The sequence below is a fragment of the Novosphingobium sp. genome (assembly GCF_019748365.1).
Classification (GTDB): domain Bacteria; phylum Pseudomonadota; class Alphaproteobacteria; order Sphingomonadales; family Sphingomonadaceae; genus Novosphingobium.
The window spans coordinates 1-14,497 of record NZ_JAIEPN010000126.1; the positions used below are offsets into that span (position 1 = coordinate 1).

The window sequence follows — 14,497 nt, forward strand, 5'->3', positions numbered from 1 at the left end:
CCATGGGGCTTTTTATTCAACCCAACTGGCCCCTTTTTAAACCGGTGCCTGGCCCGTTTTTATCCCGGTGTTGACAGGGCTCGCTCTCATAGCGGCTGGCGCGCGGGAAGGGCGAGGAGAGGGCCAGCGTGCCGTTCTCCCACCAGCGCTCGCCATCGGCGGTCCAGCCGAAAATGTCGGCGTTGATGATCTTGCCATCGGCATCGAGCATCTGTTCCTTCGACGAAATGTCGGGGCAGACCGCGATGCGCAGATCAAGCTTCAAGGCCACGTCGCGAATGGCAATTGCGGCGGGCCGCACGTCTTCAACGGCCCGAATCGTCACCTGCTCGAAGGTGGAGTTCGCCCAGTCCATGCTGCATCCTCTGGCCGGTGCCGGTTATTCCGGCATCCGGGTCGATTCGCATGCTAACCTAGAGCGTGCCGTAGCGGAAGCCCCATCCGAAACGGTTCGGATGTGGGGCTTCCGGGTAACAGGTCAGAGCCCGAGAACCTGCTTTGCAATGATCGTCTTCTGCACTTCGTCCGAGCCGCCGAAGATCGTGTAGGCACGGCCGTTGAGGTAGGCGGGCATCGAAAGTTGCGCCGCGCGGCTGCCGACATACTCCGGCGCTTCGTTGCCATAGAGCGGGCGGGTGACGGGGAGCTGGAGGCCGTCATAGCCGAACAGGTCCACCGCGAGCTCGTCGATCGCCTGCCTGAGGTTCGAGCTTGTCAGCTTGACCAGCGAGGTCTGCGGGCCTGCCGGGCGGCCCTTGGCGAGTTCGGCAAGGATGCGCAGTTCGGTCACCTCGAAGGCCTGCGCTTCCAGCCGGAGCCGGGCGAGGCGCTGCGAAATGTTCGGATCGTGGATCATGCTGCCATTGGTGCCCGAGGCTTCCTCCCGCGCCCAGCGTTCGATGCGGTCGAGCTTGGCCAGCAGCGCTGGCGCTGCGCAGGAGCCGCCGCGCTCGTTCTCGAGCAGGAACTTGGCGATGGTCCAGCCTTGCCCTTCCTCGCCGATCAGGTTGTCGGCGGGGGTCTCCGCGTTGTCGAAGAAGGTGGCGTTGACTTCGTGGTCGTTCGCCATCGTGACGATGGGCGAGACGCTGACGCCCGGCTGTTCCATCGGGATCAGCAGGAAGCTGATGCCGCGCTGCTTCTGCACGGTGGGATCGGTGCGCACGAGCGCGAATATCCAGTTGGCGTGGTGCGCGTGGGTGGTCCAGATCTTGGAGCCGTTGACCACGTACTTGTCGCCCACCCGCTCGGCGCGGGTCTTCACCGCGGCAAGGTCGGAGCCGGCGCCGGGTTCGGAATAGCCCTGGCACCAGTAATCCTCGCCCGAGATGATGCGGGGCAGGAAGCGCGCCTTCTGCTCGGGCGTGCCGAAGTGGCAGATCACCGGGCCGACGAGACGCAGGCCAAGGATCGGCAGCGAGGGCGCGCCGGCGATCGCGCATTCCTTCTCGAAGATGTACTTCTGCGTGGGCGTCCAGCCGGGGCCGCCGTCCTCGACCGGCCACGACGTTGCCAGCCAGCCCTTTTCGGCGAGGATCGCCTGCCATTCGCGGGTGATGTCGGGCTCGGTGAACACGCTCGGCGTGTTGGCCGCGCCTTCGCGCAGGCGGGCGTTGAGCTTGTCATCAAGGAACGCGCGCACTTCCTTCTGGAAGGCGAGGTCCTCGGGGGAGAAATCCATGTCCATCAGGCGATCTCACTCATGGCCCAGCGAATGCCGCGGCGCAGGGTCTCGTAATACACGGGATAGTTCCAGCTGCAGCGTTCGGGATGTGTCCAAAAGGGCAGCAATTCAATAACATCGAAGTGGCTGCGGCAGTGGCCGAGCGTGTTGTAGAGTACCCCGCCCTTGCCGTGATCGCGCAAGTAGAGGATCGGCACGACGACGTTCGAATAGTTCGCTTCGGTAAAGCCGGTCGCCTCGCCATCGAAGCGCGTCTGCATCAGGACCTTGATCGGCGCCTTCTGCTTCATGATATAGAGCTCGTCGATGACGTCGAAATCTTCGAGGCCCTGCGTGAGCGCATGGGTCTTGTCGACCACCTCGACGCGGAACGGCCCGATCGGCGGGTGCGCCTTGAACTGGGTGCCGAGCACTTCCATCACATCGTCGCGCTCTTCGGGGCAATCGACGCCGCCTTCGACGAACTTCAGGATCGAATTGGTCCCGTGGAGCGCCAGCCAGCGCCCGCCGCGATCAAGGAATTCCTTGATCTTCACCGTCTCTTCGGGCGTCGGCAGCACGGTGCAGGTGTAGGTCACGAGGAACTGACACTGTTCCAGCCGTTCGGTGTTGGAAAAGTCCATCGCGACGGTGGTGCGGATTTCGGGATGCTCGCCGAGAAGCTTGAGCACCTCGAGCCGGGCAAAGTCGATATCGTGGTATTTGCCGGCGGCCACGAAGTGGGCATCGATCCGCTTCATTTCATGCACTCCATTACCCGCCGACCTCAGGCCGCGCGGGCATAATCCAGAATATCGCTGGCGGGATCGCCGAACAGCTTCGAGAGCAGGACGATGCGCTTGAGACCGTGGCCGATCCCCAGCTCATCGCTCATGCCCATGCCGCCGTGGAGCTGCACCGCCTGATGGGCGACCCAGATCGCGTTTTCGGCCACGTGGGCCTTGATCGCGGCCATCGGTGCCGCCGGCTGCAGCAGCGCGCGCAGGATCGCTGACTGCACGCTTTCAACGCGGGCATAGGCATCGACCATGCGGTGCTGCAGCACCTGGAACCGGCCGATGGGCTGGCCAAACTGCTCGCGGGTCTTGATGTATTCGAGGGTGTCGGCGAACAGGCGCTGGGCAAGGCCGACCATCTCGGCCGCCGCCATCAGCCGCGCTTCGTTGATCACGGCGTGGAGATCGGCAGCAAGCGGGCCTTCCGCCGACGCGTCGTGGAACGTCACGATCGCTGCAACGCCGCCATCCGCCACCGGATAGGGCCGCACTTCGACTTCCGGCGCCTTGGCATCGACCACGTAGAGCGCGGTCTTGCCGTCTTCCTCGGCGGTCACCACGAACACGTCCGCCGCACCGCCGCCGAGCACGAACTGCTTGGTGCCGGAAAGCTTGCCGCCCTTCGCCTTGACGCCCTGCGCATCGAGCACAAAGCGGCGGCCCGGTTCGGCAAAGGCCAACGCTGCAATGGTATCGCCCGCGATCACGCCTTCGAGATGCGAGGAACCGGCCAGCAGCCGTGCAGGCAGGAACCCGCATTCGAGCCAGGGCTCGACCGCCTGAGCATGGCCGAGCGCCTGCGCCACAACGGCGAGGTCGCCGTGCGAGCCGCCCATGCCGCCATCATCTTCGCCGGCCGCAAGCCCGATCAGCCCAAGCTCGGCCAGTTCCTTCCAGCGCGCACGGTCGATGCCGCCCGGCAGCGCGCGCGCCGCGCGCCGCGCCGCCACGTCCTGCCCCTGGCAAAAGCGCTCGACCGCCGCCTTGAACAGCTCCTGGTTCTCGTCGAGATCGAAGTTCATGCAGCAGCCTTCTCGAAAGTGATCGGCACGGAGACGAACCCGCGCAGCAAGAGGTTGGGCGAGACGCGCAGCTCCGCGCCGTCCTTGATGCGGATATCATCGAGCCGGCGCAGCAGCTCGGTGAAGGCAACGGTCATTTCCTTGCGGCTCAGCATGTTGCCCACGCACATGTGGATGCCCTTGCCGAACGCGAGGTGCGTGCGCGCATTGGTGCGCTCGACGTCGAACTTGTCGGGATCGGGGTACTTGGCGGGATCGCGGTTCGCCGCCGCATAGCGCAGCATGACCATCTCGCCCTGCTTGTAGGACCGCCCGCCCAGCTCGGTGTCCTTCGTCACCAGCCGCCACATGCCCGCGGTCGGTGTATCGAGCCGCAGCACTTCCTCGATCATGTTGCCAACGAGCGCCGGATTGGCGCGGACCTTGGCTTGCTGATCGGGGTTCTGCGCGAGGTGGACGATGCCGCCGGCCAGCGCATGGGTGGTCGTCTCGTTGCCCGCCACCATCAGCTGCTGCGCGATCGAGAGGATTTCGGCATCGTTGAGCGGGGTTTCGCCATCGAGGCGCGCGTTGACCACATCCGAAAGCAAGTCGTCGGTCGGCGTCTCGCGGCGTGCGTCGATCTTCACCTTCAGCTTGCGCTGGAAGTCGACGATCTCATGCGCGCACTCGATCTCGCGCTCGCGCGGAATCATGTGGCCGAGCCGGTCGGCAAAGGCATCCGACCAGCGCTTCACATCGGCACGCTCGGCTTCGGAAAAGCCCAGCTGCTCGCAGATCACCTGCACCGGCAGACCGACGCTGAACGCGGTCACGAAGTCGCACTCGCCGTCTTCGATGAAGCCGTCGATCAGCTTGGTCACCTTGTCGCGGATGCCCTCTTCCAGCGCATTCACGCGCGGCATCGAGAAGGCGAGGTTGACGAGCTTGCGGAAGCGCGTGTGGACCGGCGGATCGGCGGTCAGCAGCGTGTTCATCTGCGGCCAGCCTTCGGCGAGGATGGCGCTCACTTCCGGATCCTCGGCCAGGGCGCCCGAAAGCACGCCGCTGAAGTCGTTCGAAAAATCGTCCGGACGGCCCGCCGCTTCGGAGCACATCTCGTAGCTCATCACGATCTTCATGCCCGTTTCGGGCAGTTCGATCACCGGTGCATTGGCGTGGGCCCACTGGTAAAGCGGGAACGGGTTCTGCATCACTTCGGGATCGAGCAGTGATTTTGCGCTGGTCATTTCATTCATGGCAGTTCCCATCAGGTTCCAGATCGGTTTGGCACCGTCAAATACCCGGTGCCACGCGCGAAAATGCTAGGTTGCCCTGCCCTTTCGGGGCGGACTTTCACGAGTGCACCATCACCCCGCCGTCGACCATGATGCCCTGGCCGGTGATGAAGCGCGCGTCGTCGGTGGCAAGGAACACCATCACGTCCGCCACATCTTCCGGCTGCCCCACCCGGCCGAGCGCCGAGCGGCCCGCGTAGTAGTCCTTCGCGCCCGGCGTGTCTTCGAACAGGCTGCGCGTCATCCCCGTCGCGATGGCACCCGGCTGGACGCAGTTCACCGTAATGCCCTGCGGCCCGAGTTCCATCGCCAGCGCGCGCGTCAGCCCCAGCACCGCGTGCTTGGATGTGGTGTAGGCCACCAGCCCCGCATCGCCATAGCGCGACATGATCGAGCCGACGTTGACCACCCGCCCGCGCCCGGAGGCGGCGAGCAAGGGCACCAGCGCGCGGGTGAGCTTCATCACCGCGGTGACGTTGATGCCGAGTGCGGCGTTCCACGCCTCCTCGGTCATCTCGGCAAAGGGGCCGTTGGGGCAGACGCCCGCGTTGTTGATCAGGATATCGCAGCCGCCGAGCAGGCTTTCCGCCGCGCCGGCAATCGCCGCGATGGAAGCGGGCTCGCCAAGGTCCGCCACCAGCCTGTGCGTACCGACGATGCCTTCACCCACCCGGTCGACCCCGAGCACCTCTGCGCCCTCGGCCAGCAGCCGCGCCGCAGCCGCCGCGCCCATGCCCGATGCCGCGCCGGTCACAACCGCGCGCCGCCCGGTCAGATCACGCCCGCGTGCGATCGCCATTCAGGCGAACTCCCGCTGGAACTCGGCCATATCGAAATAGTCGCGCCACTTGGCGACCTTGCCCTCTTCGTTGATCTCGAACGTGCCGGAAACGCGGATCGCCCGCCAGCGACCACCGATAAGGAACTTGTCGGTCCGCTCGGTCAGCACGACATTGCCATTGGCGGCGATATGGTGCGTGATCCACTCGGTGCCCTCGATAGGCGGAAACTGCCCCATCAGCGCCTGCACGCCCGCAAGGCCCACGGCAGGCTCCATCGGGATATTATGCCAGACGATATCATCCGCCATCATGGCAAAGGCGGCGGGTGCATCGCCGCGGTTCCACGCAGCGATGAAGGCTTCGACGATCTCCTGCGGGCTCATTCGGCTCTCCTCAAACGCGCGCCGTCCATTCCAGCGCATTGGCGATGATCTGGCGGACCACCGGGTTGGCATACGTGTGCGGCCCATCGCCGAACTGGCAGTAGACCATCTGCGCCGCGCCGATCGGCTTGGTCCACGCCACCAGATTGCTTCCGGGCGGATGGGGCCAATCCGAATTGTCGAACATCCGCCCGGCCACGGCATGCGCGGCGGAATAGAAGTTCTCTGCCACATAGTCGTGCCGGGCGCGGATCAGCGGGGTGACGTCCGCTTCGAACACTTCGCCCAGATAGAGTTCGTCGTTCACCGAAAAGGTCGCCGGAGCGCCTGCGAGCACCGGATGCTCGCCCACCAGTTCGGCGGTGTAGTCCACATCGTGGCGATAGCCCGAATCGAGCTTCGTCGCGCCGCGCACTGGACCGGGCTGATAAAGGAACCGCCCGCCGAGCCACTCGCTCCACTGCGGCCATTCGGCCCAGCCGGCGATGGCGTGGTGCATCATCACCGCGCCGCGTCCGCTGGCAAAGCGGCGCTCCAGTGCCGCCTTGAACGCGTCCGAAGGCGGCGCCGTCTTCACCGTGCCATCGGCGAAGGTGTAGCCGGGCATGTCGTAGAACAGCATGGCATCCGCGCTGTCGGCGGCGCCGGCGGCCACCTGCTCCTCGGCCTCGGGATGGACGTGGTGCGTGATGTCCCAATCGCCGAGGCTTTCGAGGAACGCCGCGAACGGCGCTTCCTCGTAAGGATGCCCGCCGGAAAGGACGAGGAGCGTCCTGGCCATGATCAGCTCAGCTTCAGGATCATCTTGCCGTCGTTCGAGCCGCTGAACAGCCGCAGGAACGCCGGCAGGGCATTGTCGATGCCTTCATCGACATGCTCGTCGAACACCAGCTTGCCCTCGGTCATCCAGCCCGCCATCGCGGCGATGCCTTCGCCGAAACGCGGCACGTAGTCCGCCACGAGCAGGCCGGTGAGCGAGGCGCGCTTGACGATCAGCTGCCACACATTGCGCGCGCCGGTCTTCTCGCCCGCATTGTTGTACTCGCTGATCAGGCCGCACAGGCCGATCCGCGCATACATCGCGAGGTTGTTGAGCCCGGCGTCCAGAATATCGCCGCCGACGTTCTCGAAGATCACGTTGACGCCCTGCGGCGCCGCCGCCGCGATCTCGGCCGAAAGCTGGTCCACATTCTTGCCGCGATAATCGATGGCGACATCGAAGCCGTAGCGCTCGGTAAGGCGCTTGCACTTCTCCGGCCCACCCGCGATGCCGATGACCTTGCTGGCGCCCTTGATCTTGGCGATCTGGCCGACCAGCGAGCCGACCGCGCCGGCTGCGCCCGTCACCAGCACGGCATCGCCCGGCTGCGGCTTGCACACCTCGAGATAGCCGAAATAGGCGGTCATCCCGACCGCGCCGAGCACCGAGAGGAAGTTCGTCGGCGAGGGCACGATCGTGGGGTCGATCGGCGCGCTGAAGCCGCCCGCCTGCGAGACCGAGTATTCCTCGATGGCATTGAGGCCCGAAACCCACTGCCCCACCGGGAAGCCATCGGCCTTGCTCGCCACCACTTCGCCCACGGTCGAGGCGCGCACCGGGGTGCCCAGCGGGATCGGCGGCATGTAGCTCGGCGCATCGTCCATCCAGCCGCGCATGGCGGGATCGAGTGAGGCATAGTGGTTGCGGATCAGGAACTGGCCATCCGCCAGCTCGGGCAGGGCTTCTGAAACAAGGCTGAAGTCTTCGGCCACGGGCGCGCCATTGGGGCGGCGGACCAGCAGGAAACGGCGATTCTCGGTCACTTGGAAAGCTCCTGAACGGGGGACTCCCGAAAGGTTAGAGCCTAGACCCCATGGCAGCCAAGACGACTCTCATTTTTGCCCATTGGATCGGGGGTCACTCCCCTTTTTGGCAGGTGAATGCGCCCCCCATCCCACCCACATTGCGCGGCAGGCCGCCAGCCAGCGCGGCGAAAAGGGAACCCGGATCATGGCAGAACCGTTCTTCGATCACCCCTACCTTTCCGGCCACCACGCGCCGATCCGTTTCGAGGCCGATGCGCCCGATCTGATCGTCGAGGGCAAGCTGCCGGATGATCTTGCCGGCGTGTTCTACCGCAACGGCCCGGACCCACTCTATCCGCCGCGCGAGGGCGACTACCACTGGTTCGATGGCGATGGCATGGTCTTCGCGTTCGAGTTCGCCGATGGCCGCGTCTCGATGCGCAACCGCTGGGTGAAGACCGAGAAATTCGAACTGGAGAAAGCCGCCGGCCGGCGCCTGTTCGGCATCTTCGGCAATCCGATGACCTCGGACCCCAGCGTGCAGGGCAAGCGCTACAACACCGGCAACACCAACATCATCCTCCACGGCGGGCAGCTCCTCGCCCTTATGGAAGGCGCGCCGCCGGTGGCGCTTGATCCGCGCAAACTGGATACGCTGCACGAGGAAACCTACGGCGGCCTCGTCACCTCCAGCTTCTCCGCGCATCCCAAGATCGATTACGCGACGCGCGAGATGATCAACACCGGCGCTGCCATCCACGGCATGATGGGCCCGGCGGAAATGCGCTATGACGTGGTCGACGCCTCGGGCAAGATCCGCAAGACCGAGATCATCCCGATGCCGCACTTCAGCCTGATGCACACCTTTCTGCTGACGGAAAACTGGGCGATCTTCCCGTTCATCCCGATCGACACCGACCTCAAGCGCTTCATGGCCGGTGGGCCGATGACGGCCTGGGTCAACAACCGCCCGACCAAGTTCGCGGTGATGCCGCGCGAGGGCACGGCCGATCAGATACAATGGTTCGAGTTCGAGCCGCGCCACATGTTCCACGAGCTCAACGTGTGGGAAGAGGACGGCAAGATCGTGGCCGATGTCGCCGCCGCCAATGGCACCGCGCTTTTCCCAGACGAGACCGGCGCGCGCCGCACGCATCTGGATACGCAGCAGAGCCTGCGCCGCTGGTCTATCGACCCCACCGGCAACACCGGCTGGATCAAGGAGGAGATCCTCAACGGGCGCGACATCCAGTTCCCCCGGCCCGACGACCGCCTGATGACGCGCAAGAGCCGCCACAGCTTTGCCAATATCAACCTGAAGTCGCGCGATGGCCGCGTCGAGGGTATGGATGCGGTGCTGCGGTACGACACGCAGACCGGCGAGGAGGACATCTGGCACTTCGGCGCGGGCGCAGCGGCGGGCGAACTGGTCTTCGCCCCGCGCCTTGGCAGCACGGATGAGGCAGACGGCTATGCGATGACCCTCGTTCACCCCGCGAACAGTGGCACCAGCGAACTTGCCATCTTTGCCGCGAAGGACATTGCCGCCGGCCCGATTGCCCGCGTCATGATCCCCTTCCGCGTGCCGAGCGGCTTCCATTGCAACTTCTACGCCGAGGACAATCCGCTCTACCAGCAGACTCTGTCCAACTGACAAAGGCCTTCCATGACCACGATTCCCGCGCATCTTGCGCAGTATGCCGCCGATGGCAGCTGGACCAACATGACCATCGGCGATTACGCGCGCAGGTGGGCGGAGACGGACCCCGACAGGCAAGTCTACCTCGGCGACCCCACTGCGCCGACTTACGCCAGCCTGCTGGCAGATGGCGAAGCGCTGGCGCGCGCGCTGCATGATCTGGGCCTGCGCACCGGGGATGTGATCGGGTTTCAGGTGCCCAACTGGGTCGAGGCCTCGGTGATCAACCTCGCCGCCAATCTCGGCGGCTTCGTGATCGCGCCGATCGTGCCGATCTACCGCGATGCCGAAGTGATCCAGATGCTGGGCGACAGCAAGGCCCGCGCGTTCTTTGTGGCAGAAACGTTCCGGAACTACGACTTTGCCGCGATGGTGGACCGCGTGCGCCCGCACCTGCCGGACCTCGGCCACGTGATCTACGTGCGCCCCGCCGAACGCACGCCCGATTTCGCCGCGCTCGTGGAGCATGGCCGCGGACTGAACACGCCGCTGGACAAGGTCGATCCCAACGCGCTGAAGCTCATCCTCTATACCTCGGGCACCACGGGCCGCCCCAAGGGCGTGCTCCATTCGCACAACACGCTGGACCGCGTCGCGCAGTTTGGGCGCCAGTACAGCGGCATTCCCAATGACGTGACGCTGATGCCCTCGCCCGTCACGCACATCAGCGGGTTTTCGGGCGGGCTGGAAAAGCCCTTCGCGGCGGGCAGTCAGGTCGTGCTTATGGAAGTGTGGAAGGCCAAGGAGGCGGTCGAGCTGATCGACCGCTACGGCGTCACCTCCACCGTCGCGGCCACGCCCTTCCTGCAGGAGCTGTGCGATGCCGCCGAGGCCGCCGGGTCCAAGCTGCCCACTTTCCGCCGCTTTGCCTGCGGCGGCGCGGCGATCCCCTCGGAGCTGGTCTACACCGCCAACAAGCGTCTTGCGCACCCTTGCGCCTACCGCGTCTATGGCAGCAGCGAAGTGCCGCTGGCGACGCCGGGGGTCCTGCCCGAGGAGAGCCTCGAGCTTGCCGCCGAGACCGATGGCCGCGCGCTCGATTACGAACTGCGGCTGGTCGATGATGACGGCAACGAAGTGCCCCACGGCACCGATGGCGAAATCCTCGTGCGCGGCCCGGCCATGTTCCTCGGCTATGCCGACGCGGCGCAGACCCGCGAATCGCTGACCGAGGACGGCTTCTTCAGGACCGGCGACATCGGCAGGATCACCCCCTCGGGCGCGCTGGTGATCACCGGCCGCAAGAAGGACCTCATCATCCGCGGCGGCGAGAACATCAGCGCCAAGGAAATCGAGGACGTGTTGCACCTCCACCCCGCAATCAAGGAAGCCGCCGTCGTCTCGATGCCGCACGCGCGGCTGGGCGAGGGCATCTGCGCCTATCTGATCCCGGCGGGCGAGGAGCAGCCGGACATGCCCACGCTTTCGGCCTTCGTCAGCGAGGCGGGCCTCGCCAGGCAGAAGTGCCCGGAACGCATCGAATGGGTGGAAAGCTTCCCGCGCACCGCATCGGGCAAGGTCCGCAAGGATGTGCTGCGGGGGATGATCAAGGCACAGATGGAAGCCGAGAAGGCGGGGTAAGGCTGCTGCTGCCCCCGCCTCGCAGCCTGTACGCCAATCCCCCACCCAAGCACAACGTCACCCCGGGCTTGACCCGGGGCTAGGCTTCTTTGGGCATGCGCCGCGCTTGCAGAAAAGCCTAACCCCGGATCAAGTCCGGGGTGACGAGGATTGAGATGTCAGAGGCCGATGATCGTAAGCCTCAGCTCTGCGCCTGCAGCGCCGCCATCGCCGCACCAACCGCCGCCTGAATCTCGCCCGGGCGCGGGTTGCGGCGCAGGGTCAGGCCGCCGTTGATCTGCAGGTTCTGGCCCGACATGAAGCAATCGTCGCTGACGACCCAGAGCGCGGCCTTGGCGATATCTTCCGAGGTGCCGACGCGGCCAAGCGGATATTCCTTGATGAAGGCATCGGCGAGGCCGGGCACCGCGAACGATTGCTCCGTCATCGGGCTATAGGTGAAGCCGGGCGAAAGCACATTGGCGCGGATGCCTTGCGGGCCATACTGGTTGGCGACGCAGCGGATCAGCGCTTCGGAGCCGGCCTTGGTCGCGATATAGGCCGCGTGGTCATCGATCACGCACTGCGTGGTGGCCGAGGAGATCTGGATCAACGACCCGCCGTGCGGCATCGCCCGCACGAAGGCGCTCAGAAAGTAGTGCACGCCCTTCAGCTGCAGCGCGATGATCTGGTCGAGCTCTTCCTCGGTGATCTCGTGCAAGCCCTTGAGCAGGCCCCAGCCTGTCGCGTTGATCGCGATATCGACCTTGCCGTGACGTTCTACCACTGTGGTCGCCAGCGCTTCGACATCGGCCTTTTTGGAGAGGTCACACAGCGCCCAATCGCCGGCAATCGCGCCGGCGAAAGTCTTGAGCGGTTCGGCCTTGCGCCCCGCGACGACCACCTTGGCGCCCGCATCAGCCAGCGTCTGCGCGATGTGCTGGCCCATGTTGCCCGCACCCGCCGCGCCGATCACCACGGCAACCTTGCCCGAGAGATTGGTCATGGCTCGTCAGTCCTTTGCTGTCAGGAAGTTCGCGGTGGCGACACCGTCCGGCCCATAGACCGGCTCCGAAATGTCGCAGCGATACTTGCGCGTATTGGCCCCGAGAATCGTGAAGCCGCCCAGGTGCGCGCCCATCTTGTAGTAGGGTTCGGCGACCAGATGCGCGGCGAGGTCTTCGGCGGTTTCCCACTCCTCGAACACGTGGATGCGGCCCGGATTGTGCGGATCGAGCGTCCAGGCGTAGTGGCGGCAGCCCTTTTCGGCGAGCGCCATCTCGATCAGCGGCAGGGCGTCCTTGAGCACCTCGTCGCGGACTTCCGGCGCGAAATCGATTTCCCCTGCAACAACGACGATCATCACGAATACCCCTTCAGAACGGAAAAGCTGCGGCTCTGGTAGAGCCAGGTGCCGCCACGCTTGACGTACGTGTCCTCATACTTGCCGATGCTGCGGCGCAGGTTGCCTTCGAGGTCCTCGAGCGTCTCGTTGGTGTAGACGCGGCCCGTCGCGGTATCGCCGTCGATCCGGATCGGGCCGGTCTGGTAGAAGAAGCCGACGAACGCGAAAGTCGACATCGCGCCCTGCCACAGGCCGACGATCGATTCCTTGCCGTTCACGGTGGTGCCGGCGAGGTCCCAGACGGCGTCATCTGCCCAGAGCGCACCCCAGTCGGCGGCGTCGCGCCGGAACACGGCGTCGGCATAAGTGTCGTGCAGCGCGCGGATCGCGAGCTGATCCTCGATTGGTCCGGTGATAGCCATATTCTCTCCCGATTTGGGGCGAGCGTAAGGCGATTCAGAAGCGCCAGAAACTATCATTTCCGCGCGCTGCGAGGCCCCTCGTTTTGGCTATTCTGCCGCCACAAAGGCCCGGGTCTGCCGGGCGCAAATCATGGATGGAGAGCGCGATGGAACTGGGTCTCAAGGGCAAGAAAGTCATCATGAACGGCGGGGCCCGCGGCATCGGGCTTGAAATCCTCAAGATCCTCACCACCGAAGGGGCCGATGTGGCCTTCTTCTCGCGCGATCAGGCCAAGATCGATGCGGCACTGGCCGAACTCGCCGGAAATGAGGGCAAGGCGCACGGCGATGCCTTCGACATGACGAACAACATCGACGGCTATGTCGCGTGGCTCAATGGCGCGGTCGAGCAGCTCGGCGGCTGCGACATCTTCATCAACATGGCGAGCGTTTCGGGCGCGGGCGCGACGCAGGACTGGCAGAAGTGCCTCGACGTGGACATCATGGCCGCGGTCAAGGGCATCGAGACGCTGACCCCGGCGCTCGAAGCTTCGGGCGCGGGCTCGATCATCGTGATGTCGTCGACCGCCGCGGTCGAGACCTTCATCATGCCGCAGGCCTACAACGCGATCAAAGCCGCGCTGATCACCTATGCCTCGCAGCTTTCCCAGGCGCTCGCGCCCAAGGGCATCCGCGTCAACACCGTCTCGCCCGGCCCGATCGAGTTCCCCGGCGGCAGCTGGGACATGATCCAGGGCGCAATGCCGGACTTCTACAAGGGCATCAAGGCGCAGATCCCCATGGGCCGCCTCGGCGCGCCGGACGAAGTGGCGCGCGCGGTCGTCTTCATCGCCAGCCCGGCATCGTGCTACACCACCGGCGTCAATCTCGTGATCGACGGCGGCTTCACCAAGCGCGTACAGTTCTGATCTCATGAGCAAGACCCCGCGCGAACTCGCCGAGACCATGCTCGGCTGCATCGACAAGGGCGACTGGGCCGGCGTCCTCGCCATCACCTCGCCCGACTATGTCGTCCACGAGCCGCCGGAGCTGCCCTTCGGCGGCGACTGGAAAGGGCAGGACGCGCTGATCCGCCTGTTTCCGCATGTGTGGAGCTACTGGGACGACGTGGTGGTCGACAGGCTGGGTATCCTCACGGACGAAAACTACTTCTGCCTGCAGCTGCGCATGACGATGACCTCCAAGCTCACCGGCAACCGCATCAGCACCTCGCTGGCAGAGACGACGCGCTGCGTCGACGGGCTGATGGTGGAATACACGATCCACTATCACGACTGCGCACTGGTCGCCCGCGAAGCAGGCCCGCCGCGCCCCGGCGCGGTGAAGCTGGAGGGGTGAGCCCGAGAGGCAGATTGCGCGGAATTCCGCGCTTACCTATCACTTTTGCGGCTTCTCAAGCGCCGCGCTGGGTGGCCATGTCAGGGGCATGATCCGCGCGCGGCCAAGCCTGCCGCGCTGGCCAGCAAACCGGGAGATTGAAGGTGCAACTCAGCCGCGACGAATTGCTGCGGGCCTATCGCCAGATGAAGGTCATCCGCGAGTTCGAGGAACGTCTCCACATCGATATCCAGACCGGCGAGATCGCCGGCTTCACCCACCTCTACTGCGGGCAGGAAGCCGTCGCGGTCGGTGTGTGCGAGCATCTCTCGACCGATGACAAGATCGTCTCCACTCACCGCGGCCATGGCCACTGCCTCGCCAAGGGCTGCGACGTGAACGGCATGATGGCCGAGATCTGGGGCAGCCGCGACGGCCTGTGCAA

Annotated in this window: 17 protein-coding genes; 5 read left to right on the forward strand and 12 right to left on the reverse strand. The window is 65.2% G+C overall.

From position 1 onward, the window contains the following. Window positions 1-16: 16 nt before the first annotated feature. The 9 genes from K5Q19_RS14910 to K5Q19_RS14950 all read right to left on the reverse strand — a co-directional run bounded on the left by K5Q19_RS14910 (window position 17) and on the right by K5Q19_RS14950 (window position 7,727). Entirely contained in the window at window positions 17-355 is a 339-nt protein-coding gene (locus tag K5Q19_RS14910; protein WP_292946705.1) for a hypothetical protein, read from the reverse strand. Between the two features lie 123 nt (window positions 356-478). After that, window positions 479-1,687, reverse strand: coding sequence for an acyl-CoA dehydrogenase family protein (locus K5Q19_RS14915; protein ID WP_292946709.1), 1,209 nt, complete (start codon window positions 1,685-1,687; stop codon window positions 479-481). Further along, on the reverse strand, window positions 1,687-2,424 hold the full coding sequence (locus K5Q19_RS14920) for a ThuA domain-containing protein (protein ID WP_292946712.1): 738 nt from the start codon (window positions 2,422-2,424) through the stop codon (window positions 1,687-1,689). Before K5Q19_RS14920 ends, K5Q19_RS14915 begins: the two co-directional genes overlap by 1 nt. A 26-nt stretch (window positions 2,425-2,450) precedes the next feature. Beyond that, window positions 2,451-3,482: an acyl-CoA dehydrogenase family protein gene (locus K5Q19_RS14925; RefSeq protein ID WP_292946715.1), complete on the reverse strand. Its 1,032-nt coding sequence runs from the start codon at window positions 3,480-3,482 to the stop codon at window positions 2,451-2,453. Further along, the gene (locus K5Q19_RS14930) at window positions 3,479-4,720 is read right to left on the reverse strand and encodes a cytochrome P450 (RefSeq protein WP_292946718.1); all 1,242 of its coding nucleotides are present in this window, start codon (window positions 4,718-4,720) and stop codon (window positions 3,479-3,481) included. Before K5Q19_RS14930 ends, K5Q19_RS14925 begins: the two co-directional genes overlap by 4 nt. A 97-nt stretch (window positions 4,721-4,817) precedes the next feature. Continuing rightward, on the reverse strand, window positions 4,818-5,558 hold the full coding sequence (locus K5Q19_RS14935; RefSeq protein ID WP_292946721.1) for an SDR family oxidoreductase: 741 nt from the start codon (window positions 5,556-5,558) through the stop codon (window positions 4,818-4,820). Continuing rightward, the gene (locus K5Q19_RS14940; protein WP_292946724.1) at window positions 5,559-5,924 is read right to left on the reverse strand and encodes a limonene-1,2-epoxide hydrolase family protein; all 366 of its coding nucleotides are present in this window, start codon (window positions 5,922-5,924) and stop codon (window positions 5,559-5,561) included. Between the two features lie 10 nt (window positions 5,925-5,934). Beyond that, window positions 5,935-6,705, reverse strand: coding sequence for a ThuA domain-containing protein (locus K5Q19_RS14945; RefSeq protein WP_292946727.1), 771 nt, complete (start codon window positions 6,703-6,705; stop codon window positions 5,935-5,937). 2 nt (window positions 6,706-6,707) lie between these two features. Continuing rightward, window positions 6,708-7,727, reverse strand: coding sequence for an NADP-dependent oxidoreductase (locus K5Q19_RS14950; RefSeq protein WP_292946730.1), 1,020 nt, complete (start codon window positions 7,725-7,727; stop codon window positions 6,708-6,710). Window positions 7,728-7,914: 187 nt separating this feature from the next. Between K5Q19_RS14950 and K5Q19_RS14955 the strand changes: the two genes are divergently transcribed. Next, window positions 7,915-9,363 carry a carotenoid oxygenase family protein gene (locus K5Q19_RS14955; protein ID WP_292946733.1) on the forward strand — a complete coding sequence of 483 codons (1,449 nt, stop codon included), beginning with the start codon at window positions 7,915-7,917 and terminating at the stop codon, window positions 9,361-9,363. Window positions 9,364-9,375: 12 nt separating this feature from the next. Next, window positions 9,376-10,989 (forward strand): AMP-binding protein, encoded by a 1,614-nt coding sequence (locus tag K5Q19_RS14960; protein ID WP_292946736.1) that lies wholly within the window; start codon window positions 9,376-9,378, stop codon window positions 10,987-10,989. 181 nt (window positions 10,990-11,170) lie between these two features. On the opposite strand, the gene K5Q19_RS14965 is transcribed toward K5Q19_RS14960, so the two are convergent. The 3 genes from K5Q19_RS14965 to K5Q19_RS14975 are packed head-to-tail and all read right to left on the reverse strand — an operon-like array spanning window position 11,171 to window position 12,735. After that, window positions 11,171-11,974: an SDR family oxidoreductase gene (locus tag K5Q19_RS14965; RefSeq protein WP_292946739.1), complete on the reverse strand. Its 804-nt coding sequence runs from the start codon at window positions 11,972-11,974 to the stop codon at window positions 11,171-11,173. A gap of 6 nt (window positions 11,975-11,980) precedes the next feature. Beyond that, window positions 11,981-12,331, reverse strand: coding sequence for an antibiotic biosynthesis monooxygenase (locus tag K5Q19_RS14970; protein WP_292946742.1), 351 nt, complete (start codon window positions 12,329-12,331; stop codon window positions 11,981-11,983). Then, a complete protein-coding gene (locus K5Q19_RS14975) occupies window positions 12,331-12,735 on the reverse strand; it encodes a nuclear transport factor 2 family protein (RefSeq protein ID WP_292946744.1) in 405 nt (134 codons plus the stop codon). Before K5Q19_RS14975 ends, K5Q19_RS14970 begins: the two co-directional genes overlap by 1 nt. A gap of 146 nt (window positions 12,736-12,881) precedes the next feature. Here K5Q19_RS14975 and K5Q19_RS14980 point away from each other — a divergent pair, with 146 nt between their 5' ends. The 3 genes from K5Q19_RS14980 to K5Q19_RS14990 all read left to right on the forward strand — a co-directional run. Further along, the gene (locus K5Q19_RS14980; protein WP_292946746.1) at window positions 12,882-13,643 is read left to right on the forward strand and encodes an SDR family oxidoreductase; all 762 of its coding nucleotides are present in this window, start codon (window positions 12,882-12,884) and stop codon (window positions 13,641-13,643) included. A gap of 4 nt (window positions 13,644-13,647) precedes the next feature. Continuing rightward, complete coding sequence (locus K5Q19_RS14985; protein ID WP_292946749.1) at window positions 13,648-14,073, forward strand: nuclear transport factor 2 family protein; 426 nt, start codon at window positions 13,648-13,650, stop codon at window positions 14,071-14,073. A gap of 143 nt (window positions 14,074-14,216) precedes the next feature. Further along, on the forward strand, window positions 14,217-14,497 hold a 281-nt coding region (locus K5Q19_RS14990; RefSeq protein ID WP_292946752.1), incomplete at its 3' end, for a thiamine pyrophosphate-dependent enzyme.

What these genes read in the sequence shown, in the direction of transcription:
- K5Q19_RS14910 (WP_292946705.1), bottom strand. Translation starts at nt 355, where the DNA reads ATGGACTGGGCGAACTCCACCTTCGAGCAGGTGACGATTCGGGCCGTT.
- K5Q19_RS14915 (WP_292946709.1), bottom strand. Translation starts at nt 1,687, where the DNA reads ATGGACATGGATTTCTCCCCCGAGGACCTCGCCTTCCAGAAGGAAGTG.
- K5Q19_RS14920 (WP_292946712.1), bottom strand. Translation starts at nt 2,424, where the DNA reads ATGAAGCGGATCGATGCCCACTTCGTGGCCGCCGGCAAATACCACGAT.
- K5Q19_RS14925 (WP_292946715.1), bottom strand. Translation starts at nt 3,482, where the DNA reads ATGAACTTCGATCTCGACGAGAACCAGGAGCTGTTCAAGGCGGCGGTC.
- K5Q19_RS14930 (WP_292946718.1), bottom strand. Translation starts at nt 4,720, where the DNA reads ATGAATGAAATGACCAGCGCAAAATCACTGCTCGATCCCGAAGTGATG.
- K5Q19_RS14935 (WP_292946721.1), bottom strand. Translation starts at nt 5,558, where the DNA reads ATGGCGATCGCACGCGGGCGTGATCTGACCGGGCGGCGCGCGGTTGTG.
- K5Q19_RS14940 (WP_292946724.1), bottom strand. Translation starts at nt 5,924, where the DNA reads ATGAGCCCGCAGGAGATCGTCGAAGCCTTCATCGCTGCGTGGAACCGC.
- K5Q19_RS14945 (WP_292946727.1), bottom strand. Translation starts at nt 6,705, where the DNA reads ATGGCCAGGACGCTCCTCGTCCTTTCCGGCGGGCATCCTTACGAGGAA.
- K5Q19_RS14955 (WP_292946733.1), top strand. Translation starts at nt 7,915, where the DNA reads ATGGCAGAACCGTTCTTCGATCACCCCTACCTTTCCGGCCACCACGCG.
- K5Q19_RS14960 (WP_292946736.1), top strand. Translation starts at nt 9,376, where the DNA reads ATGACCACGATTCCCGCGCATCTTGCGCAGTATGCCGCCGATGGCAGC.
- K5Q19_RS14965 (WP_292946739.1), bottom strand. Translation starts at nt 11,974, where the DNA reads ATGACCAATCTCTCGGGCAAGGTTGCCGTGGTGATCGGCGCGGCGGGT.
- K5Q19_RS14970 (WP_292946742.1), bottom strand. Translation starts at nt 12,331, where the DNA reads ATGATCGTCGTTGTTGCAGGGGAAATCGATTTCGCGCCGGAAGTCCGC.
- K5Q19_RS14975 (WP_292946744.1), bottom strand. Translation starts at nt 12,735, where the DNA reads ATGGCTATCACCGGACCAATCGAGGATCAGCTCGCGATCCGCGCGCTG.
- K5Q19_RS14980 (WP_292946746.1), top strand. Translation starts at nt 12,882, where the DNA reads ATGGAACTGGGTCTCAAGGGCAAGAAAGTCATCATGAACGGCGGGGCC.
- K5Q19_RS14985 (WP_292946749.1), top strand. Translation starts at nt 13,648, where the DNA reads ATGAGCAAGACCCCGCGCGAACTCGCCGAGACCATGCTCGGCTGCATC.